This window comes from Cytobacillus oceanisediminis (assembly GCF_003182355.1).
In the GTDB taxonomy this organism is placed as follows: Bacteria; Bacillota; Bacilli; order Bacillales; family Cytobacillaceae; genus Cytobacillus; species Cytobacillus oceanisediminis_A.
Window position 1 is genome coordinate 1 of record NZ_QGTW01000025.1, and the last position, 22,874, is coordinate 22,874.

At 41.6% G+C, this 22,874-nt stretch carries 23 protein-coding genes and 2 other annotated features; of the genes, 2 read left to right on the plus strand and 21 right to left on the minus strand.

The window, feature by feature from the left end:
* From DFO73_RS27005 to DFO73_RS27065, 13 genes are all read right to left on the minus strand, one after another.
* A partial coding sequence (locus tag DFO73_RS27005; protein WP_110067749.1) for a TPM domain-containing protein occupies positions 1-678 on the minus strand: 678 nt, incomplete at its 3' end.
* Positions 675-1,253, minus strand: a complete 579-nt coding sequence (locus DFO73_RS27010; protein WP_110067750.1) for a LemA family protein — start codon at positions 1,251-1,253, stop codon at positions 675-677. The genes DFO73_RS27005 and DFO73_RS27010, both read right to left, overlap by 4 nt.
* A gap of 389 nt (positions 1,254-1,642) precedes the next feature.
* Positions 1,643-2,635, minus strand: coding sequence for an aliphatic sulfonate ABC transporter substrate-binding protein (locus DFO73_RS27015; protein WP_110067751.1), 993 nt, complete (start codon positions 2,633-2,635; stop codon positions 1,643-1,645).
* A 15-nt stretch (positions 2,636-2,650) separates the two neighbouring features.
* Positions 2,651-3,406: an ABC transporter permease gene (locus DFO73_RS27020; protein WP_110067752.1), complete on the minus strand. Its 756-nt coding sequence runs from the start codon at positions 3,404-3,406 to the stop codon at positions 2,651-2,653.
* A complete protein-coding gene (locus tag DFO73_RS27025; protein WP_110067753.1) occupies positions 3,390-4,178 on the minus strand; it encodes an ABC transporter ATP-binding protein in 789 nt (262 codons plus the stop codon). The genes DFO73_RS27020 and DFO73_RS27025 overlap by 17 nt, the downstream gene beginning before the upstream one ends.
* Positions 4,179-4,584: 406 nt before the next feature.
* Complete coding sequence (trpA, locus tag DFO73_RS27030) at positions 4,585-5,370, minus strand: tryptophan synthase subunit alpha (RefSeq protein ID WP_110067754.1); 786 nt, start codon at positions 5,368-5,370, stop codon at positions 4,585-4,587.
* Positions 5,367-6,572, minus strand: a complete 1,206-nt coding sequence (gene trpB, locus DFO73_RS27035) for a tryptophan synthase subunit beta (RefSeq protein ID WP_110067755.1) — start codon at positions 6,570-6,572, stop codon at positions 5,367-5,369. The genes trpA and trpB overlap by 4 nt, the downstream gene beginning before the upstream one ends.
* On the minus strand, positions 6,569-7,192 hold the full coding sequence (locus tag DFO73_RS27040) for a phosphoribosylanthranilate isomerase (RefSeq protein ID WP_110067756.1): 624 nt from the start codon (positions 7,190-7,192) through the stop codon (positions 6,569-6,571). Before DFO73_RS27040 ends, trpB begins: the two co-directional genes overlap by 4 nt.
* 3 nt (positions 7,193-7,195) lie before the next feature.
* Positions 7,196-7,984 (minus strand): indole-3-glycerol phosphate synthase TrpC, encoded by a 789-nt coding sequence (gene trpC / locus DFO73_RS27045; RefSeq protein ID WP_110067757.1) that lies wholly within the window; start codon positions 7,982-7,984, stop codon positions 7,196-7,198.
* Positions 7,985-9,010 (minus strand): anthranilate phosphoribosyltransferase, encoded by a 1,026-nt coding sequence (gene trpD / locus DFO73_RS27050; RefSeq protein WP_110067758.1) that lies wholly within the window; start codon positions 9,008-9,010, stop codon positions 7,985-7,987.
* On the minus strand, positions 8,982-9,593 hold the full coding sequence (locus DFO73_RS27055; protein WP_110067759.1) for an anthranilate synthase component II: 612 nt from the start codon (positions 9,591-9,593) through the stop codon (positions 8,982-8,984). Before DFO73_RS27055 ends, trpD begins: the two co-directional genes overlap by 29 nt.
* On the minus strand, positions 9,590-10,984 hold the full coding sequence (gene trpE / locus DFO73_RS27060; protein WP_110067760.1) for an anthranilate synthase component I: 1,395 nt from the start codon (positions 10,982-10,984) through the stop codon (positions 9,590-9,592). Before trpE ends, DFO73_RS27055 begins: the two co-directional genes overlap by 4 nt.
* Positions 10,985-11,050: 66 nt before the next feature.
* Positions 11,051-11,298 (minus strand) — a binding site (T-box leader).
* Between the two features lie 45 nt (positions 11,299-11,343).
* Positions 11,344-11,595, minus strand: a binding site (T-box leader).
* Positions 11,596-11,656: 61 nt separating this feature from the next.
* Complete coding sequence (locus DFO73_RS27065; RefSeq protein WP_110067761.1) at positions 11,657-12,298, minus strand: MOSC domain-containing protein; 642 nt, start codon at positions 12,296-12,298, stop codon at positions 11,657-11,659.
* 180 nt (positions 12,299-12,478) lie between these two features.
* Here DFO73_RS27065 and DFO73_RS27070 point away from each other — a divergent pair, with 180 nt between their 5' ends.
* The gene (locus DFO73_RS27070) at positions 12,479-13,735 is read left to right on the plus strand and encodes an MFS transporter (RefSeq protein WP_110067762.1); all 1,257 of its coding nucleotides are present in this window, start codon (positions 12,479-12,481) and stop codon (positions 13,733-13,735) included.
* 39 nt (positions 13,736-13,774) lie between these two features.
* Here DFO73_RS27070 and DFO73_RS27075 read toward each other — a convergent pair whose 3' ends face one another.
* The 3 genes from DFO73_RS27075 to DFO73_RS27085 all read right to left on the minus strand — a co-directional run bounded on the left by DFO73_RS27075 (position 13,775) and on the right by DFO73_RS27085 (position 16,457).
* A complete protein-coding gene (locus DFO73_RS27075; RefSeq protein WP_110067763.1) occupies positions 13,775-14,536 on the minus strand; it encodes an alpha/beta fold hydrolase in 762 nt (253 codons plus the stop codon).
* Positions 14,537-15,060: 524 nt separating this feature from the next.
* Positions 15,061-15,150: a putative holin-like toxin gene (locus DFO73_RS29900; RefSeq protein ID WP_219993454.1), complete on the minus strand. Its 90-nt coding sequence runs from the start codon at positions 15,148-15,150 to the stop codon at positions 15,061-15,063.
* Positions 15,151-15,638: 488 nt separating this feature from the next.
* Positions 15,639-16,457: a DUF2935 domain-containing protein gene (locus tag DFO73_RS27085; RefSeq protein ID WP_110067765.1), complete on the minus strand. Its 819-nt coding sequence runs from the start codon at positions 16,455-16,457 to the stop codon at positions 15,639-15,641.
* A gap of 154 nt (positions 16,458-16,611) precedes the next feature.
* Between DFO73_RS27085 and DFO73_RS27090 the strand changes: the two genes are divergently transcribed.
* Entirely contained in the window at positions 16,612-17,145 is a 534-nt protein-coding gene (locus tag DFO73_RS27090) for a DJ-1/PfpI family protein (RefSeq protein WP_110067786.1), read from the plus strand.
* 27 nt (positions 17,146-17,172) lie between these two features.
* Here the strand turns inward: DFO73_RS27090 and DFO73_RS27095 are convergent, their stop codons facing one another.
* The 5 genes from DFO73_RS27095 to DFO73_RS27115 form a co-directional block, all read right to left on the minus strand.
* The gene (locus DFO73_RS27095) at positions 17,173-18,036 is read right to left on the minus strand and encodes a GNAT family N-acetyltransferase (RefSeq protein ID WP_110067766.1); all 864 of its coding nucleotides are present in this window, start codon (positions 18,034-18,036) and stop codon (positions 17,173-17,175) included.
* Between the two features lie 391 nt (positions 18,037-18,427).
* On the minus strand, positions 18,428-20,296 hold the full coding sequence (locus tag DFO73_RS27100; RefSeq protein WP_110067767.1) for a PTS fructose transporter subunit IIABC: 1,869 nt from the start codon (positions 20,294-20,296) through the stop codon (positions 18,428-18,430).
* A gap of 1 nt (position 20,297) precedes the next feature.
* The gene (pfkB, locus tag DFO73_RS27105; protein WP_110067768.1) at positions 20,298-21,227 is read right to left on the minus strand and encodes a 1-phosphofructokinase; all 930 of its coding nucleotides are present in this window, start codon (positions 21,225-21,227) and stop codon (positions 20,298-20,300) included.
* On the minus strand, positions 21,224-21,976 hold the full coding sequence (locus tag DFO73_RS27110; RefSeq protein WP_110067769.1) for a DeoR/GlpR family DNA-binding transcription regulator: 753 nt from the start codon (positions 21,974-21,976) through the stop codon (positions 21,224-21,226). The genes pfkB and DFO73_RS27110 overlap by 4 nt, the downstream gene beginning before the upstream one ends.
* A 398-nt stretch (positions 21,977-22,374) precedes the next feature.
* Positions 22,375-22,644 (minus strand): DUF2188 domain-containing protein, encoded by a 270-nt coding sequence (locus tag DFO73_RS27115; protein ID WP_110067770.1) that lies wholly within the window; start codon positions 22,642-22,644, stop codon positions 22,375-22,377.
* Positions 22,645-22,874 lie beyond the last annotated feature (230 nt).

The window sequence follows — 22,874 nt, forward strand, 5'->3', positions numbered from 1 at the left end:
TCCCCCACCCCCGCCGCCTCTTGAGAGGATGGATAAAATGGCATATGAAAATGCTCCGCCAAAAAATTTAATATCAAGAAATAAAAAGCCAATGACAATAATGATGAGCAGCCAGGATGGAATGCCCACACCAGTGTCTTGGGTTTCGGCTTTGGCATTTCCTCCATTGCCTTGCACAATATTTTCTTCGGCAGCCTCCTGTGCAAGAATCTTATAGGTTTCAACAATTGCCCTATTCGGCTGTCCTGCCTGAAGATACGGGATTGTATACTGATCCAGGATCCTGCCGGCTTTTCCATCAGGAATCCGTCCTTCAAGACCATACCCAACCTCAATCCGAACTTGCCGATCCTGCATAGCAGCAACTAATAAAACTCCATTATTTTCTGCAGCGCTTCCTATTCCATATGTTCGAAAAGCTTCATTTGCGTACTCTTCAATTGGCCTGCCCCCTGTCGTATCAACGGTAAGGACAGCAACCTGAACAGAAGTCTGATCCTCGATCTGCCTGCCTAAGTTATTTAATTCATATTTCTCCTGGTCATTGAGGACGCTTGCAAAATCCTGAACATAAATGTCTCCGACCGGCTGCGGTATATGCTCATCCGCATAAGCTGGCAATAACCCTATTGCTAAAAGCAATATTAGTAGGATCGAGCTGACCCTGCGAATGGTCATTCTCCATTGCCTCCAAAGTCAACTTCCGGCGCTTCATTAGCAAGCGGGTCAGCTCTAAAGTATTCTTTTTCATCAAAACCAGTAATTCCCGCTACGATTGCACCTGGAAACCTTTTTACTTTCTTGTTATAAACAGCAACCTGATCATTATAATCCTTTCGGGCAACTGAAATTCGATTTTCAGTCCCGGCAAGCTCGTCCATTAATTGAGTAAATTGCTTGTCTGCTTTTAAATTTGGATAGTTCTCAACCACAACAAGCAATCTGCTCAAAGCGCTTGATAACTCGGCATTTGCTGCCGCTTCTTCTTCTGGAGACCGCGCACCGGCCAATCTCGCACGTGCATCAGAAATTGCCTGAATCGTCTCCTTTTCATGAACAGCATAACCTTTTACCGTATTTACCAGGTTCGGTATCAAATCCAGTCTCCTCTGCAGCTGGTTCTCAATTTGCGAATATGCCTGGTCTACATTTTCCTCCGCATTTACAAATCCGTTATAGCTGGACATCAGCATCATACCAAGCACTACAACAACCGCAATAACGGCAATTAAAACGCCCATTCCTTTTTTCATATAGTTCGCCACTCCTGTTTCTAAGTTGTATTATGTCACTTGCATGGTATTTTTCCTTTTTTGAATGGAAGTTAAACCTTAATATAGAGGTGATGGTGGATGGGGTGTGGGATTGAATTGCGCGCCGATCTTCTTAGGTTACGAACGGGGACGAGTTTTCTGAAAGGGTTCATATTTTTGTGCAACGTTTTTTTTTTTTTGCACGGAGACTGGCCCTTTACGCGCGGATCTGTTTAGGTATACGCGGGTGAGGCTTTCTGCGAAGTAGACCTGCTTTTAGAAATGGAGTCATTGCGTTGTCTCTGGAACTTTTTTCGGGTTCCTGATATCCCAAAGTCTACAAATCAAAAAAACCAGAACCCAATAAGGGCTCCGGTTAAAAATTCCTTTTACTGAATAAAGTTTTTTGCAATAAGCTCGCTGAATTCAGGTTTGTCTTTAAGGAATTTTAGAGTATAGGATGAATCCGCAAATGCTTGGATTGTTTCAGAGTCCACTTCATATGTGAATCCGATTCTTTCCCAGGCGCGGTCTACTACTTCTTTTTCAAGCTCCTGGCCTGTTACTTCCTTAATATCTTTGATTGTAATTGCTTTTGCTTCTTCCGGATTTTCTTCAATAAATTTGACTGCATCTTTATGTGCATCTACAATTTTCTGTACTTTTTCCGGGCTATTTTTTACCGCATCTCCGGTTGCGACTAATACTGATGCCGGCAAAGTTTCACCGAAAGATACTTCATCCCAGCCGATTACGACTTCTGCATTTGTTTCCTGTTCAATTACAGCTGCCCATGGTTCCGGCGCTACTGCAATATCCACTTTTCCAGTATTCAGCATGCTTGCATACTGTGCAGGATTACCTGTCAGATGCTTCATTGTACCGCCAATACGGGCAGATGTGATGCCAGCTTTTTCTAAATACGTTTCATACTGAACATCATGTGTACATCCAACGCCTGGAGTGATGAACGTTTTACCCTGGAAATCTTCAAGGGAGTTGATTTCAACGCCCTCTCTTGCAAGGACAACCGTCCCGCCAGTCGAGGCTCCCGCGATGATTTTTACATCTGCTCCAGTTGAGAAGTTGTTCATTGCCGGCCCAGGCCCTACAAGACCGGCATCAATGTCGCCCGTTTTTAGGGCGGTCATGAATGAACCGCCTTCTGCAAATGTTTTATATTCCACTTTTGTTCCATCCCCAAGCTGCTTTTCAAAGTAGCCCTGGTTTTTTGCAACCATCGCTGGGACGTGGTTGATGTTCGGAAAATATCCGATGACAATTTTGTCTTCGCTTCCACTGCTCTTTTCAGATGACCCGCAGCCTGCAAGCAGCCCCGCGAATGTGAATAATACAGCGATCCATACTATTGCCTTTTTCATATTTACCCCTCCTGATTATGATTCAAGTCCCCACTTTTTAATAACTGATTTTTCAATGCGCTGGAAGATTAATTGGTCGACGACCATCCCAATCGTTCCAATGATAATCATGACGCCGATTACAATATCCATTCTTCCAAAATCTGAAGCATATCTTAGCGTGTATCCCAAACCTGGTCCTGTGCTTAATAGCTCACCTGCCATTAGTGCGCGCCAGGCAAATGCCCAAGCAAGACGGGATCCTGTAACGACATATGGGATAGAAGCTGGGAAGATAACCCTTGTGAAAAGGTCAATCCCATTTGCCCCCATAGTTTGTGCCGCTTTTATATATAATGGTGAAACATTTTTGATTCCTGTACGCATATTGAGGGCCATCACAAATGTTCCTCCAAGGATGGTTACAAAAATAACTGCTTTTTCATTTAGTCCAAACCACATGATAGCTATTGGAAGCCATACAATGCTTGGAACACTCTGCAGTGCAAGGATAACAGCTCCCAATGTATCATCTGCTGTTTTCGATTTTCCTAGCAGGATGCCAATCAATGTACCGATAACTAGGCTGATGGCCAATCCGACTGCAAGCCGTTTAAAGCTGGCTATTAAATCATATATGAGTGTTTTATCCTGAAATCCTTCCACCAGAGCGCTGAAAACACTGGACAAGGAAGGGAATATAAGCGGGTGCCATAGCTCAAGCCGGGAACCAATCTCCCAAAAAGCGATGATCGCTGCGAAGAATATAATCCGTTTAATGGCTGTTTGCATATTCAAGTTCCTCACTTACGACTTTGTCAATTTCCTTCTTTAAATAGCTCATAATATGATCTTCAATTTCCAGCATTTCCTTCTTGTAATCCTCACGCGGTCTTGGCAGATCTACGGTGATATCCTGCAAAATGGTACCCGGTTTTGTACCCATCACGATGATCCGGTCTGAAAGCTTAATAGATTCAGAGATGCTATGAGTAACAAACAGAATCGTTTTCTTTGTCTCGGTCCAAATATTCTCCAGCTGTAAGTGCAAACGTGAACGGGTTTGTTCATCAAGCGCTCCAAATGGCTCATCCATTAAAAGTGTCTCCGGATTCATAGCAAGTGCTCTTGCTATTGCCACCCGCTGCTGCATTCCCCCTGACAGTTCATGCGGATAATGGGATAAATACTTCCCCAGCTGAACCATTTGCAGGTATTTTAGTGCCGATTCCTCTGCATCCTTCTTCTTCATTTCTTTTTTCAAAGGGAACGTGACATTTTCCATTACTGTTAACCAAGGGAATAGGGCTGCCTGCTGGAAAACCATTCCCCTGTCTTTTCCAGGTTTGGTGATGGATTTTCCATCGATAAGAATTTTGCCGGAAGTTGTTTTCGTCAGTCCTGCGACAATTGAAAGTAGCGTGGATTTCCCGCATCCAGACGGGCCCAATATCGAAACAAACTGGCCTTTAGCAATCGAAAGGTTAATATCTTTTAGTACATCCACAGGCTGATTTTCTTTATCGTTATATTGTTTATTCACTTCATCTATCTCAATGAACATTCAAAAATCACCTATTCCTATAAAACTTATTAACTTACTCGGATTACTGTAATTATAATGTATTCACCATGCATGTCAACCTTTCCTTTAAAATTTTCTAAAAATGGGCTTATTCAAAAAAATGGATCTGTTAACCTCGCCTGTTGATTTCCGCTCAAGAAGCTCAGCGAACAGCGGGCAGTCCGACGCTCCTCAAGCATTAAGCCTGCGGGGTCTCCCTTTGGCTCGCACTCCCACAGGACGTTGAATGAGCATCCTCGAATGAACACCGCACGAAGGAAATGCGAATGCATTTTGGGAGGATCTCCCGCCTTCCGCTCCAATCAACAAAGTGCTAAAATCAACATTACCCAGAGCCCCAAAAATATAAATGAGCTTCCTCCGATTTAGGAGAAAGCTCATTCTTTTACAACTTAATTTTCTCTGCCTTTGATGCAGCAATCAGTGCTTCAATTCCATCTAAATCCCCGCTTTCAAACAGGTCAACGATCTTGCTTCCGACAATGACACCATCACAGTGCTGATTCATCTCTTCAACTTGGGAAGGCTCGGAGATTCCGAATCCGGCAAGAACCGGTATCGGGCTGGCCTCCTTCACCATTTCGAGGTGTTTGCCCAGTTCTTCATTAAACCCTTTTCTTGCACCAGTAATACCATTAACAGTTACTGCATATAAGAACCCTTTTCCCTTGGCTGCAATTTCCTGAATTCGCTCTATTGGACTTGTTAAGGTCACAAGCCGGATAATCTCAATTCCAGACCTCTCCGCAATAGGCGCTATGATTTCTTCTTCCTCAGCAGGCAGGTCTGGCAAGATTAAACCATCCACACCTGCCTTAGAGGCATCAGCGATAAAATTCCCGATGCCATATGCCATGATTGGATTCATGTATGTCATGAAAACTAGCGGGATATGGACGATTGGGCGAATCTCAGCAATTTTTTCCATAACCCCGCGAAGTGTTGTACCCGCTTGCAAAGCCCGGATTCCCGCTTGCTGGATTACAGGCCCATCCGCTACCGGATCTGAAAATGGGATTCCAATCTCAATAGCCGTTGCTTCCGCTTTTTCCAGGAATGTTATTTTTTCAGCCAGTGTGTCCAAGCCGCCGTCTCCTGCCATAATATATGGCACAAATGCTTTTTCATTATTTTGTTTCAGGTTTTGAAATACTTTTTCGATCCGGTTCATTTTCCTTCCCCTCCTAATCTAGCTCTTACTGTTTCTACATCTTTGTCGCCTCTTCCTGACAAGCAGATGACAAGGCCTTCATCATTTTTCATTTGCGGTGCCAGCTTCAAAGCATATGCAACAGCATGGGAGCTTTCCAGCGCAGGAATAATGCCTTCAAGCTTGCATAGCAGCTTTAATGCCTCCATCGCTTCATCATCTGTGATGGATTCATATTGTGCTCTTCCACTATCTTTTAAATAGCTGTGCTCCGGGCCGACACCAGGGTAATCAAGGCCAGCTGAAATCGAATGGGCTTCCTGAATTTGCCCGTGCTCATCCTGCAATAAATACATGAGTGCCCCATGAAGGACTCCTGGAGATCCCTTTGTTAGTGATGCTGCATGCTTATCAGTATCCGTACCCAAGCCTGCTGCTTCTACGCCAACCATGCGGACACTTTCATCTTTTATAAAAGGATAAAACATCCCCATTGAGTTGCTGCCCCCGCCAATGCAGGCTACAACTGCATCTGGCAGCTTTCCTTCTTTCTGAAGATATTGCTGCTTCGTTTCATTTCCTATAACACTTTGAAAGTCGCGGACAATCATTGGAAATGGATGCGGTCCCATGACAGACCCTAAAATATAATGGGTATCTTCAACGTTTGTTACCCAGTAGCGGAGTGCTTCGTTTACAGCATCCTTTAAAGTGGCGCTGCCTGATTTAACCCCCACCACCTTTGCTCCTAGCAGTTCCATCCGAAATACGTTCAGCTGCTGCCTGCGGATATCCTCTTCACCCATAAAAATAATACATTCCAGATTCAATAGCGCACAAGCAGTTGCTGTAGCCACCCCATGCTGGCCTGCACCCGTTTCGGCAACAATTTTGCGCTTGCCCATTCTGGCTGCTAAGAGCGCCTGGCCCAATGAGTTGTTAATTTTATGTGCGCCTGTATGGTTTAAATCCTCCCGCTTAAGATAGATTTTCGCACCGCCGGCATATTTTGTGAGGTTATCAGCATAATATAATGGCGTTTCACGGCCGACATAATCCTTCAATAAAGCTTCAAGTTCTGCTTGGAAGCTCTCATCAGCACGCGCTTTTTTATATTCCTCTTCCAATTCAAGAATGGCCTGCATCAGGGTTTCCGGTACATATCTGCCCCCATATTCACCAAAGTGTCCCCGTTCATCTGGCAATGTGTAAGTGGCTGTCATTTTACTTCCTCCCTCTCCAAGCTTCTTGCTTTATCTATAAATCTTTTTATTTTCCCAAGGTCTTTTTTTCCCTCTGTCTCAACCCCGCTGCTCACATCAACCATATACGGGTTAGCTGTTTTAATGCCTTCTGCCACATTGTCAGGATTCAGCCCCCCAGCGAGGATAATCTTTTTATCTAAAAATTGTTTGTCGTTAAGAATGCTCCAATCAAATGAGACGCCGTTGCCTCCTCGATACTTCCCCTTTGGGCTATCCAGCAGGAAGTATTCACTTGAATACTCATCCAGCTTGGATAAATCTTCTTCCGAGCCAACGCTCAATGCTTTTATAACAGGAATAGAAAATTGGCCGCTAAATTCCGGTGTTTCATCACCATGCAGCTGTATCACATTTATACCTGTGATCTCTACAATTTTCTCTATGTTTTCTTTGGTTTCATTTACAAATACGCCGACTTTTAATAGATCCTCCGGTAGCTGGCGTATGATCTCCCCTGCTTCCTCCGGCGCAATTCTCCTCTTGCTTTGCGCAAATACAAACCCCAGTGCATCGGCACCGCTTTCAATAGCTGACAATGCAGTTTTAATGTCCTTAATTCCGCAAATTTTCACTTTCATTTTTTAATAGCCCCCCTGCAAAGGAAGCTTCATTGCCTTTAGCAGCCCTTCCAGATTATCTGTTTTCATAAACGCTTCTCCAACAAGAATCCCATTTGCTCCTGCTGCAATAACCCGCTGTACATCCTCTTCCGTTTTGATGCCGCTCTCGCTGATCAGGAATTTGCCTGCCTTCTTTATAGCTGGCGCAAGCCTTTCCGTTACTTCAAGGTCCACTTCAAAGGTCTTTAAATTTCGATTATTGACACCAATTAATTTTGTTCCCGTTTCTAGTGCTGTTTCCAATTCTTCTTCATTATGGACCTCCATTAGAACCTCGAGCTCCTGCTCAAGAGCAAAATCGTTAAGCTCATTCAGCCTTTCCCCACCCATTGCAGCAACAATCAGTAAAATAAGATTCGCACCTGAAGCCTTGGCTTTTATGATTTGTGCCTCATCTATAATAAAATCTTTGCAAAGAACCGGCAGGTCAACTGTCTCCCTGACAGACGTTAAATCTGAATAGCTGCCCTTAAAAAAGGTATTATCGGTTAAAACTGAAATCGCATCTGCCCCAAATTTTTTATAAAATAATGCCTGGTCTTCAGGCTTTTGAAAAATATTAATATCCCCTTTTGAAGGCGAAGCTCTTTTGAATTCAGCTATAACTGCCAGCTCATCGCCCGCCTCAAGCCTGGAAATAAAGGAGCGCTTTGGGTGTTTATCCAGTGTCTGTGCCGCTTCTTTCCCTTTATGCAGCTCCATGATTTCCTTTCTTTTTTCAGTTAAAATTTTATCTAAAATGGTTTCCATTTAAATCACCTCTTTTTGAAAGCTTTTGCTTGCTTTAATTAGTTGTTGAAGTTTATCTAAAGCTGCTCCTGAGTCGATGCTTTCTCTTGCTATATTAATCCCTTTTTGAATGGTTTCTGCTTTCCCCCCGGTAAAGATACCGATTCCGGCATTCAGCAGTACCGTATCTCTTTTTGCCCCTTTTTCGCCTTTAAGGACATTTAAGAGAATCTCCGCATTTTCTCTTGAATCACCGCCTCTGATGGCGTCATTGCTGTAAACCGGAAGTCCAACCTCTTCTGGATGCAAAATCTTTTCGAATACTTCGCCATTGTCAAGTATAGCCAAGTGATTTTCTCCCTGCAGCGAGGCTTCATCCATAAAACCTGCACCATTGAGAACTACAGCCCGTTTTCTGCCCAATGTTTTCAGCACTTCTGCGAACATCATGGTGTAATCTCTTCGGTAAATGCCAAGGAGCTGGTTTTCGAGTTCAACGGGATTTGTCAGCGGACCGATTAAGTTAAAAGTTGTTGGAATTCTTAAATCCTTGCGTACCTTCATAATTCTCTTAATGTTTGGATGCACATGGGGAGCAAACAGGAATGCAATTCCAATCTCCCCGAGGATCTCTTCTGTTCGTTCCGGTTTATTATTCAAATTGATTCCCAGATGCTCCAGTACGTCAGCACTTCCTGTTTTGCTGGAAACACTTCTATTTCCATGCTTTGCAACGGGGATTCCCGCTCCAGCAATCACAAATGCCGAAGTGGAACTGATGTTAAAGCTGCTTGATCCATCTCCGCCTGTTCCACAATTATCCAAAACATTGGGAATATTCTTGCTAAATGTTAGTGATTTATCTCTCATGGCTCTTACAATCCCTGCAATTTCGTCAACAGTTTCCCCTTTCGTCTTCAGGCTTACCATAAAAGCGGCTATTTCACTATCCGTTACATCATTGGAAAATATAGTATCCATTGCTTCCTTCATTTCTGCTTCTGTTAAAGATTCTCTATCAGATAATCGTTGCAGTATTGTTTTCATGTTTCTTTTCCCTCCCGATTGTTTGTAAAAAGTTTTCCAATATCTTTTTGCCAAGGTCCGTTCCCACTGACTCCGGATGAAATTGTAAACCGTAAAGCGGATATGCTTCATGCTTGATGGCCATTATTTCATTATCATCCATGGATCTTGCCAATATTTTAAAACTGCCAGGCAAAGTGCCGGATTGGATGATTAAGGAATGGTATCGCATGATATTAATAGGCTGTGGCATGTATTGAAACAGCTGCGAACCATTATGTTTCAGGTTTGAAACCTTCCCATGCATGATTTTCCTGGCTTTTTCGATTTTGGCGCCAAACGCATAACCGATTGCCTGATGGCCTAGGCAAATCCCGAGAATAGGCACCTTTTTATAGAAGTTCCGGATAACTTCTACCATTACCCCTGCATGTTCCGGCCTTCCTGGCCCCGGCGAAAGCACAATTGCTTCAGGGTCCAGTTTTTCTATTTCTTCAAGGGTGATTTGGTCATTGCGGACAACTTTAATCTCTTCCCCAAGCTCCCCTAAATATTGATAAAGGTTATAAGTGAATGAATCATAATTATCAATCAGCAAAATCATTTTTTATCCTCCAAAAATGCTTTTAGTTTATGAAGTGTTTCTTCATATTCTTTTTCAGGAACCGAATCATGGACGATCCCCGCACCAGCCTGTATATATGCATTGCCATCTTTAATGACCATGGTCCTGATTGCGAGAGCGAAATCCATATTGCCATTTCCGGAAAAATAGCCGACTGCCCCTGAATAGATTCCTCTTTTGACTTTTTCCAGTTCATTAATGATTTCCATTGCCCTAATTTTCGGTGCTCCGGATACTGTTCCTGCAGGCAAGCATGCGATTAAGGCGTTAATGGCTGAGTTAGGTTTTTTCAGCTTGCCTCCAACTTCTGAGACCAGGTGCATGACATGCTTATATCTTTCGATTACCATGTTTTTTTCAATAGTGATTGAACCAAATTCACAGACACGGCCCAAATCATTGCGGCCGAGATCCAGGAGCATACGGTGCTCGGCAAGCTCCTTTTCATCTTCTTTTAAGCTTTTTTCCAGCTGGAGATCTTCTGCTTCTGTTTTCCCTCTTGGCCTTGTTCCAGCAATGGGGTTTGTTATCACCTTATCGCCAGTCGCTTTGATGAGGCTTTCGGGTGATGCTCCAGCAACCGCATAATCCTCAAAGTCAAGATAATACATATATGGCGACGGGTTTTGCACTCTTAATTTTCGGTAAAAGGAGAAAGGGTCGCCTGTCATTTCAGCCTTCAATCGCTGTGACAGAACCACTTGAAAAATGTCGCCCTCTTCGATGTATTGCTTTGCTTTTTTTACTTTGTCAACAAAGTCTTCTTTTGAAGTGAAAGCTTTAAAATCAGTTAGGGCAGCCTCATTGGACTCCATTTTGCTGTTTCCATTTTGGATTTCTGCCTTTCTTTTCTCCACTTTTTGACGAAGTCGCGATATATCCGTTTTTTCAGTCAAAGGCATTGCGACAAGGTAAACCTTTTGCTCCAGATGGTCAAACACCGCTACCTCTTCAAAAAACAAAAGGTGGACATCCGGAACATTCAACTCATCTTCGGGCATATGTCCGATATCCTCGTACTGCCTAATAACATCATATCCTGCATATCCAACAGCTCCCCCGCAAAACGGAAATCGTTCAAGCTGCGGTCTATTTACTTCCGGCATAAGTTTCTTTAATACATCGAGGGGTTTTTCAGAAAAAACATCTTCACTTTCATTTGTTGTAACTGTTGTATGGCTTCCTTCTCCCTTAAGCTCCATCACAGGATCCGCGCCAATGAATGAATACCTGCCTGACTTTTCATGCTTTAAGGAGCTTTCGAAAAGGAACTTCTTTTTCCCGCTCATTCTTTGGTAAATTAAAATTGGTGTTAATGTATCACCCTCAAGCTCTTCGATAATATATGGCTCATCAATAATCGTCTTCAAGTTATTTCTCCTCCAGTTCGTTTACAGAAATAAAAAAAGTCCCCTATACACACAGGAATTGTGTGTATAGAGGACGTATCTTGTGACCGTGGTGCCACCTCATTTTAGAGCAGCTAGCTGCTCCCTCTTCGGGTACGGATTAGATAAATCATAAATCGATACCCTATCCTTTTAACGGCGGAGACCGTGCTTTCCTACTGATTTCAGAAAGCCTCTCGCAAGTCCATTCGATTGATTTTCCGTACCGGCTCTCACCTGCCCCGGCTCTCTGGAACGGAAAGTATCAATGTACTCCTCTTGCTCAACGATTTAATAAGCTATGAAGTTTTAAATGAAATAAAAAAAGGGCTCCCCGTCTTAAAAAGGACGAGAAACCCGTGGTGCCACCTTCATTAGCTGAAATTTCAGCTCACTTTAACAGATATCAAAACGATAAACGCTTTAATATCTGTCCCTTGTAACGATGAGACCGTTCGCCAAAGCCTACTGCTTTAAAAGGTTCGGTTTGGAGGCTCGAAAGTCCATTCACTTCAGCATTCGCACTGATTTGCACCAACCATCAGCTCTCTAAAGCTTCCGCAGAAGTTACTACTCTTTGTCATTGCCTTTCGATATATTGCTTATTATAATATTCCGATTAATAAGAAATGTCAAGGGATGAACAATAAATTTTTATAAAAGTGCTTTTTCCAGCTTCTCTCTCCAAACACCGGCAAGCTCCTGAACTTCCAGCAGATCCTCGACTGCTCTCCGGTTTTTGCGGTTATGAAACAGTGTATAATTTGCATCAAGGACCGATATATTTTCCTGTTTTCTTTCCACGAGCTTAAGGCAGGAATCGGCTCCCACCCTTCCTTCTTCAAGCACCCTAAAAAAATAACCTGTATACCCTGTTTCGACAATTCTGCCCAGAAGCTTGTCTTCACCGTTATGCTTCGATATGGTTGAACACGGAATGCGTCCCTGTGTTATTTGCACCATTGCTTCCCCCAGTGAAAAAATATCCCCGATAAAAACATCCTTTTCAATCATATTGCTTACACAAATATTTTCGCCAAAGGACGGCGGATTGAAAACCTTCTTGAATTCTTTTCCCCACATTTGATAATGCTCATAAGGATAAAGGCAGACAGCTCTGTCAGGGCCGCCATGGAAATCAGTATTTGCCACGCCATCCCCGATAAAACCTTCTTTCGTTAATAAAGCATTCATTGTTTTACTTTTGTCAATCCCTGATACTTCCTTTTGATTTTTCCAATAATGTGCTTTTGGTTTTCCAATGCTTAAAGATTTGATGATCCCCTTTATCTCCATTAAATTCCCCTCGCCTAGTTCACTTTTCCTTATATTTTAACTCTTTCTTTTTAACAAATCGAAACATTTATTTCCATAATTTGATTTTTCCCATAAAAAGACAGAGCTTTTTCTAATTAGTTTTACGGCAATAAGCCCATATTAATATTAGTTTGATTAACGAAAAGGAAGGTAAGAAATATGGAGCATGTTGAAAATTTACAATCCGTAAATTCCAAAGCTAAAAAGAAGTCCGGAGATGATGTTCATAACCAAAAATGGGCCATTCTTTCACTTTCTTCAATTCCTCTCGTTATGACCCTAGGAAATTCCATGTTAATTCCTGTATTGCCGGAAATGGAAAACACACTAAATATTTCAGCATTCCAATCAAGCATGATTATAACGGTATACAGTATTGTAGCCATAATCTTAATTCCAATCGCCGGCTTTTTATCGGATCATATCGGCCGTAAAAAAGTAATCATTCCAAGTCTCCTCATTGCGGGAATTGGGGGGCTCATCTCAGGATGGGCTGCTTGGAAAGTGGAGGATGCCTATTGGATTATATTGGCCGGCAGGGCTTTGCAGGGGGTTGGTGCTGCGGGAGCGGCACCAATTGTTATGCCTTTGGTCGGTGATATGTTTAAGAATGATGATGAGGTAAGCAGCTCGCTCGGTCTAATCGAAACCTCCAATACATTCGGGAAAGTCTTGTCCCCTATTCTTGGTTCCTTTTTGGCAGGATTTATTTGGTTTTTGCCGTTTTTTTCTTTTCCGGTATTTTGTACGATATCAATATTACTGGTGTTTTTTCTAGTTAAAACGCCAAAAAAACGTGAAGAACCGCTGCCTTTGGAGAACTTTTGGGGGAATATCAAGGATACCTTTAAGAACAACGGCAAATGGCTCTACGCTATCTTTTTTATTGGCGCTATTCTTATGTTTGTACTTTTTGGAATCCTTTTTTATTTATCTGATGTGCTGGAAAAAACATATGATATTAAAGATGTTAAAAAAGGGCTGCTCCTTGCTGTCCCACTGGGTGCCCTTTGCATTTCATCCTACTTGACGGGCAAAAAAATAAAAGAAAATAAAATTCTGATGAAATGGATTATCTTTTTAGGTTCTGTTTTGGTTGCTGCTGCTACTGCCATTCTCAGTTTTTCAACCAATATGTGGTTTATGATCGGCATGTTCCTGTTTGCTGGTATTGGAATTGGGGTTGCCCTCCCCTCTTTGGACGCTCTTATTACGGAAGGGATTGAAAAAGAGGAAAGAGGAACCATCACATCCATATACAGCTCTATGAGGTTTATTGGAGTTGCGGCTGGCCCCCCGGCAATTGCAATCCTTATGAAGTACTCTGACAAAGCGCTATTTTATATATTAAGTGCCATAACCATTGTTGCAGCTCTGGCCACTATTATGGCGATTAAGCCCGATAAAAATGCATAAAAAAAATCCGTATCGAGATTTTCCGATACGGATTTTTTATTAATTAAACTGCTGCTGAACAAAGCCGGTAATAACCTGATTAAACAGCTGCCACTTCTTGGTTGGCACCTGATGGGAAACACCTTTGATTATGGCAGTCTGGAAGCTGACATATCTTCTGTAGCTTCTTAGATGCTGATTCACAAAGTCTCTTGAACCGTATATAAGGAGAAGGGGCACATTTAGGTTCCGAAGGCGGTCTGTACATGAGTAATGAAGGGATCTATCGTAAGACTCAAACCACATATTAAGGTTTGCTTTTTTCATGTGATCCAGTATTTCGTTTCTTACCTCTTTATCATTTGTATGGCTTGTCGCAATAATATACCGGAGAAAACCGGGAAAGTGTTTTACAAAATACATCCCCAGTATATGCTCATACCTGAATGCTTCTGATAAAACCTCCGGAAACCCTCCGGAAAGAATGACACCCAGAGTCCTTTCAGGAAAAGAAAGAGCAAACTCCTGTGCAATTGCCCCGCCGGAGGAATATCCCAGTATTACGGCTTTGTCGATATTCAAGTGATCCAAAACAGCCCTAATTTCCTCAGCATAGCCAAGTATCGTTACTTTTTTTTCAGGACCTGTTGTATCTCCATTTCCGCTCAAATCGGGAAAAATAACTTGAAAATGTTCCGCTAAAAGGCCCTGATAATAAAAAACCTTCCTTCCCATCGCAGGAGGATGTATAAAAATGATCGGTACGCCATGACCTTTTACTTCATAAAAAATATTGGTATCACCATTAAGAACTGCAGGCACTTTAAATCGTCCTTTCTATTCCTCAGTAAAATAATATTAGCCGTGCCCTTTTCATATAAAAAATGGGACAGTCTTAGTCTGCCCCATTTCGGTAAATTCTTTTATTCCAACATCAGTTAGGCTTTGTCTTTTCTGCCTTCTTGCTTTGCGGACTCATCTCTTTCGAGAATTCCATATCATTAATGCTCTTTTTTTGTGCTTTGTAATCCAGATTTGGTCTTAATATTGCGCTTTGTCATGATGTGTTCCTCCTTTACAGGGATACGATTTTAGTATGGCTATAAGCACTCGAAATCATTTATGGATTTTCCGAACAAGACTGGCATATACTATAACCATTAGAGTTTAAGCTTATTTCCGTGACTTTCAGAGCCGTATATGATATTCTTTAATTAAGATTATGAATAAAGAAAAAACGACCGCAGGTGTTGCCGCACCCACGGTCATTTGCAATAGTCGTTCCCTTAGGGGATCGGCCTGTCAAAGACATAGACCTCTCCCTCAATTGTCAGATCAAGGGAGGTCTATTTTTTATGGTTAAAAGTCATGACAGCAATGATCAGACTAGAAAATGAAATCATCATCATGATCGATTCGAATACTGTCAAAGGCATCACCCCCTTTCATACGGGGCTAGCCGACCACCCTTGAGAAACTCCCATTGCTTCTCTATTATAACACATTCTTGTCCATTTATTCGAACAAGTGTTCTATTTTTCGGAAATTGAGCCTTCTTTCCTATTTTTTCATTTACTGTCATTTCTGGGTCCTCTGTATATTATAGCTAGAAGATCTCCGTCTTAAATAACCCTCAAGAAAGCCCATCTCTTTATTAAGCAGATACTCCATTTCTTCCAGCTGTTCTTTTTTAATTATTTGAGCGCATTCTTTCCAATCTACACTATGGATGAAATAATAATTTTTAATCCTTTTAAAGATAACAAACGAGTCAGGACAGCAATCAAAGACTCCCTTTACCTGGTTTCTCCGCATATAGCTCCATCTTATCAGTTTCATGAAATCAGACCTTTTATATCTTCTTTACCCTAAAAAACGATTAAGCACTCCAAAAAAAATAACTGCCAATCATGGCAGCTGGTTCTTACTCTTTAAGTCTTGGCTTAGCAGGGTCACATTTTGGCTTTTCAGTCTGTGTGGACTCTGCCAGCTTTGTCAGGTAGTAGCATTCTTCACGGAACATATGATCAGCCATTAAAGCAGCAAACGTTCCTAAAGCTTCCTTGCTAAGTTCAAGCTCTTCAATCTCTTCCAAGAAGTTCATGAACAACTTCATTTCAAGTGTGACATCATTATTAAACCTTTGGAGTGCTGGAAACGATGTGATATTTGTACGGAGAAATCCTGACATTTCAATTGCTTTTAAATAAAAGGCCTCAAAGTCTTTTGTGAAATTGTCACTGATTTTTCTGATTTTCTTTTCCACCCTATTCATGTTGTCAGATATTGCTCCTGCATGGCCGGCTGCATCGAGAAGCCAAATTAAGTGATGGTTAAGCTCATGAAATACAGGCGGTTCCTCTCCCTTTTTCAGATATTGAAGAACTAGCAAATATTCTTCCAATTCATTTACCATATGATTGATGAAAACGGGTCCAAGGTGAATGGAAATTTTACCGGTCAAATGGCGTTCAAGAATATTCAGTTTAAACTTTCTCAGCTTTTTTCCCTCTTCCTCAGCTCTTCTGCTTAATTCCATCATGTCTTCCACTTCCACTCTTCCTAGAAGCTGATCAAAGGTTTGGATAAAATAATTTGCAAGTTCAATGCTCTCTTTTTCCTTCGGTGATAGCGAATCATGGATAAACCGGGCATGATCCCCCAATATCTGAAGCCAAAATCCATGTTCAAATTTAGCGGCACCTTCAAAAACAGCAGTCACACTATCTCCCCTTTCACCCATACTCATAAATACATATCAGTAAGCTAGGGGATTTATTCCATATATTAGTTAATCTTATTTATATTTGAATATTAAAAAAAACTCATTTTTTTTTAAAGGGTTTTTTGTTTTTTTTGTAGAATTATGCCTTAACAAGATGGGAGGGGAAGCTAAAGTGACTACCGGAATCCTTTTATACCCAAGATTTAGCGAATATGAGCTAACAGTAGTCCTTTCAGTTTTAACCCAGGCCAACCAGCCAAAAATCTTTATAGGGTTAAATCACGAGCCTGTAAAAGGGGAAGCAGGTTTAATTTGCTTGCCCGAAAAAAACATTCATGACGTGGATCCTGAATTGCTTACAAGCCTTATATTGCCTGGTGTTGACGACTTCCAGCATTTACTTGATGAGAAGCCGCTCTTTGAATTTATCCGGTCTGTTTATGAAAGGGACGCCGTAATTGGCGCCATTTCAAGCGCTCCTTTTCTTCTCGCAAAAGCAGGTGTTCTGCTTGACCGAAATTATACAACAGGAATCTCAAGACAAGGCAGACAGTTTCTTGGCGTATTTTCGGAAAAAAGCTACGTTGATGCCCCCTATGTTTTCGACAGAGGCATCCTTACAGCCAAGGGGGCCTACTTTATCGACTTTGCCAATAAGTTCGGCCAGGTACTTGAGCTCGACTTCAATCGCAATTGGTATCGATAAAAAAGACCGGTCTATTGGCCCTTATTTCTATAAGTATTTTTTCATCATTACCTGGCCAAACTTGTTTTTGAACCCCATTTTTAAAAGAGCTTTTGAAGAAGGATTATTAGCAGAAATATTCAGCACAGTAATATCTAGCCTATCATCACTGTCCAGAAAAAGAGTACTTAAGACTCTTTCTATCATCCCCTTTTTTAATGTGCTGCTTTGACTATATTTCAGCTGATAAATGATGATCCTGTCTGGGCGTCCACTGCTATCCAACACCCGTTTATATAAAATGTATCCTGCCTCTTCGCCCTCTGGACTAATAAAAACAGCAGCTTCCCCAAATCTGACACTTTCCCACTGACATTGCCAGGCAGCATCCCCATCATAAAAATCAAGAGCCTTCAATTGTTCCGGATACACTCTTTTAATCAGTAAAGTCCTAAAAGGTTTTAATTCTTTTCGGCCAACCTTTTTATATAAATAGAGCAAATGGTCTGTAACCTCATAGCCCATTTTTTTATATAGGCGTATAGCTCTTTCATTTTCTTCAATTGACTCAAGCACAGCAATATTTACTCCTTCTTCTATATAGATATTCTGAACTTCTTCCATCATCGCAACAGAAAGGCCTTTCCCTCTGTATTCCGGTGCAATTCCGGTTCCCCCGTTCCAGGCTATTTTTCTCCCGCTCACCTCCCGTATTCCCGTCATGATAATTCCAGAGGGTTCTTCATGCATAAAAGCAATGATTGATTTTTCAGGTGAAAGACCTTCATGTACCACTCGGTTTATAAAAGCTTCCATATCCATTTTTATAGGAACCAAATACCCTTCAAATCCTTTGTTCCAGGCAGTTAACGCTTCTTCCAGGCTGCATTGCGAAAGCTTTTTAATTTTCATTTTACATCTCCTTTAAAATGAGTTGTCATGGGTATTGCCTATCTCAGCTTTCGAAATTTCAGTGGTTCTGACGATTTCGAATATTGCATGAATATAAGGTAATCCGAAATTAATTTCCAAATGCAATCAAGTCTTGAATGGAAAATCTGTTGACCCATAAAGTTGGTTATTTCTGTTTGTTTCCTCTTCTAATAACAATAATAATGGACATTTTATGCCACCTCCTTAAATAGACCAGTTAGTTTATTTGTGATCAAAAAAATATAAAACTAGACTGCTTAGTTTATTTTAATTAAACCATTAATTGTCAGTCTTTTCAATCATTTTATTGAAAGACTTTTCCTTATTAATAAAAAAACCGATACTCACGGTATCGGCTTCATAAAAAATATTATTTTAACGGTTTTTTCAGGAATCCAATCAGGAGTGCCGATATAAATGCACCTGCGATGATTCCAACAAGGTAAACTACCCAAGGACCATCAACGAGCGGTACAACGAATACACCGCCATGAGGCGCTCTTAATCCGATTCCAGCCATCATTGAAATGGCGCCTGCCACTGCTGAACCTGCCATGATGGATGGTATGACACGAAGCGGATCGGCAGCCGCAAATGGAATAGCACCTTCAGTAATGAATGAGAATCCCATAATATAGTTTGCTTTTCCTGCATCCTGTTCCTGTTTCGTAAATTTATTTTTAAACAAAGTTGCCGCCAGTGCAATCGCAAGAGGCGGAACCATACCTGCAGCCATAATGGCAGCCATTGGTTCGTAAACCCCGTTAGCCAGCAGTCCGGTGCCAAAGACATATGCCGATTTATTAACCGGGCCGCCCATATCGAAAGCCATCATTAGTCCGAGCACAACTCCAAGAAGCACCGCATTACCAGTTCCAAGTCCTGAAAGCCATTCAGTAATGGCAGTATTCAAAGCTCCAACCGGCTTATTCACCACATAAAGCATCAGCAATCCAGTAATAGCGATTCCGAAAAGCGGGTAAAGCAAAATGGTTTTGATCCCTTCGAGGGAAACGGGCAATCCAGCAAATGCCTTTTTCAAGCCGACTACCACATAACCTGCAAGGAACCCGGCAATAATACCTCCAAGGAAGCCTGCTCCGCCGGAAGCGGCCATCATTCCGCCAACAGCACCTGCAGCAAAACCAGGACGGTCAGCAATACTCATCGCAATAAATGCAGCAAGAATCGGTACGATTAACCCGAAAGCATTTCCGCCGCCAATTGTCATTAGTGCTTCGGCAATAGGGTGATAGGATGGATCATTTGGATCTGCTGCTTTATAACCAAACATAAAGGAAATGGCAATTAAGATTCCGCCTCCTACTACAAATGGAAGCATATTGGATACACCGTTCATTAGATGCTTATAGATGCCGGCCTTTTGTTCTTTTTTGTTTTCAGACTCAGCAGTACTGTTTGGGCTGCCGCCTTTATATACTGGAGCATCCTGTTTAAGCGCTTTTTCAATTAATTCCTGCGGTTTGCGTATTCCGTCCGCAACTGGAGTTTCCAGCAAATGCTTGCCGCTGAATCGCTCCAATTCAACCTTTGTATCAGCAGCCACAATAACAGCCGTCGCATTAGCAATTTCTTCTGGTGTCAGGACATTTTTAGCGCCGCTTGATCCATTGGTTTCAACTTTAATATCAACGCCCAGTTCAGCTGCCTTTGCTTTTAAGGAATCTGCTGCCATATACGTGTGGGCAATTCCTGTAGGGCATGCTGTTACAGCAACGATAAAACGCTTGCTATCTGCAATATTTTGATCTTCCTCTTCATCTGTTTCATCATAGCTGTCAATAATATCTATAACTTCATCAGCTGAAGCAGCATTCTGCAGCTTTTTGCGGGCTTCTTCATTCATTAATATAGATGAAAGCCTGGATAATGCTTCTAAGTGGGTATTATTGGCGCCTTCTGGGGCTGCAATCATAAAGAATAAATAGGAAGGCTGCCCGTCAAGAGATTCATAATCCACCCCTGCTTCTGATTTGCCAAACGCAATTGCAGGATCCTTCACTGCGCTTGTTTTCGCATGTGGGATGGCAATTCCGTCACCGATGCCTGTTGTGCTTTGCTCTTCCCTTTTTAAAATGGCTTCTTTGAATGCAGAGCGGTCATTTAGCTTTCCAGCTTTATCAAGCTGGTCTACCAGGCCATTTATAGCATCAATCTTCCCTGTTCCGCTCATAGAGAGCAGGATTGTGTCTCTTGTAAGCAATTCTGTAATTCTCATCCTAATTCTCCCCTTTTAGGTTGATCTTTGTAATGGAAACCTGAGGAAGCAATCCCTCTGCCTTTTCTTTCGTGCAAAGACCCAATGAAAACGCGGTTGCGCTTCCGGATGCTACACTGTATTGAAAAGCTCTTTCTATATCTCTGTATTGTTCAAAAGCTGCCAGGAAGCCCGCTACCATAGAGTCGCCTGCCCCGACTGAGCTTCTAACTTCCCCTTGTGGGACACTAGCTATATATGCATTTTCATCTGTGACCAGGACCGCGCCTTTTCCTGCTAATGACACAATCACATTTTGGGCACCCATTTCCACAAGCTTTTGGCCGTATGGAATGACTTCTTCAGCGGCTGTAAATTCAGTATTAAAGATTTCCCCCAGTTCATGGTGGTTAGGCTTGATTAAAAATGGATTATAAGGAAGGACCTTTTTCAATAATTCACCTTCAGCATCAACAACAAAGGCTGCCCCATTCTCAGAGCAAATTTTGACCAGTTCTTCATAAGTTGTTTCTGGCAATGTGGAAGGAATGCTCCCCGCTAAAACGAGCAAATCTCCATCAGACAGAATGCCGATTTTCGTTTTAAGATCCTGAAGATTTTCTTTTGAAATAGTTGGACCTTTCGCATTGATTTCTGTTTCTGTTCCGGTCTTTATCTTTACATTAATCCTTGTGTCTTCAGCGACGAGAACAAAGTCAGTATCAATATTTTCATTTTTTAAGTAATCAGCAATATAGTCTCCTGTAAATCCCCCAACAAAACCAAGAGCTTTGCTTTTAATTTCCATTCTGTTTAGCACTCTTGAAACATTTATCCCTTTTCCTCCCGGGAATTTAGTGTCATTTTGCATACGGTTTAAACCGCCGACTTTAATCTCTTCCAATTCTACGATGTAGTCCACTGACGGATTTAACGTCAATGTGTGTATCATGCTGTCACAACCTTTATTGTAGTTTTGCTGGCATAAGGCTCCTGATGCTCTTCATCCAGCCCATTAGTAATGATTGCTGCTGTATGCAGATCGGCAATTTTGGCAAAGGCTATTTCCGAAAACTTCGTATCATCAGCAAGCACAAAAGCCTCCCTTGAAAGCGAAATGGCCATTTGCTTAATCATCGCCTCATCCTGATCCGGCGTAGTGTAACCGAATTGAGGATGGATTCCATTAACACCCATAAAACATTTGTCAAAGCGATAGTGCTCAAGGCTCGCCATCGCTCCCCTGCCGATAATGGCTTTTGTCTGTTCTTTGGCAAAACCGCCAATTATAAATGTTTTTATATTCCGTTCGAGCAGTGCACTGATATGCATTAACCCGTTCGTTACAACTACGATTTCTTTTGAAGGCAAAAACGGGATTATTTCTGTCACAGTTGAACCTGCATCCAGGTAGATGGAATCTCCTTCTTCAACAAGGCCTGCCGCATATTGGGCAATTTGGCGTTTTTGTTGAAGGTTTTTGGAGGATTTTTCAGTCATGCTCGGTTCCTGCAGCTTTCCCTGAAGCTTCGCTGCCCCGCCATGAATCCTTTTTAAGTATTTTCCTTCTTCCAGCTGAGTCAGGTCCCTTCTGATCGTTGACTCGGATGTCTCTGTTAGATCAACCAGATCCTGAATTTTCACTACACCTTTTTCTTTCAAAAGCTGGAGAATCATTTTATGGCGTTCCGGTGTTAACAAAACACCACCCCCTAAATACTGTTTTATGCCTTGATTACATCATACTGAAACCGATTGCAAAAATCAATCATTTTCTATCATAAGTAATCAATTTCATTCAATATTACGATTGATTTTGAACGTTTTATGAATTTCAATATCAATTTAAATTAATAGAAAGAATATTTAAATATATCAAAATAATGGTTTGCCCTCTGCGCTTAATTATGCTAGAATCAAAAATAACAATATATAGTTTTTCTATTCTGTTAACAACACTATATATTGTTTTTCTTTTTGAATTAACTCGTTCCAAGGTCTCTTTTTGGTCCGCTTTCGAAATAGAAAGCGGACACTTTTTGTTTTTATAAATAAAACAGCCCGGCAAAAACGGAAGTTCTTGCCGGGCTGTTTAATATTTATTCATAATTTACCAAGTCTTCTATTTTTCCATCTTCGTTATGAAGGATGGCCATTGTGCCCGCTTCTTCTGCCATACGTTTGGCTTCCTCCACTGCATCGGATCTTGATTCTGCTGTATATTCTGGATCATCCTGGCCTTCCTTTTTGACAGCCCATCCTTCTTCATCATGCGGTACTACATGGAATCTTGCTTCGTCTGTTCCTGCACGTTCTTTAAAATATTGTTCCTGTTCTTCACTGCGATTATTTTGGTTATTGTTTGCCATGGTCATACCTCCTGCTTATAGTTGGTTTAATGTCATCAAGTGATGAGCAGTATCACTTTACCCTTTAAGAAATTTAAGAAACCCGATTACTATTTAAAAGAGTAGTAGATTAGAACCGTTTTAATTTGTCCTTTTTCATAAAAAACACTCGAATTTTGTCGGAACATTAGGAATACCCCATAGGAATTAGTACTCTTTCAAAAAAATACCATTTTCTTCTAAACTAGTAA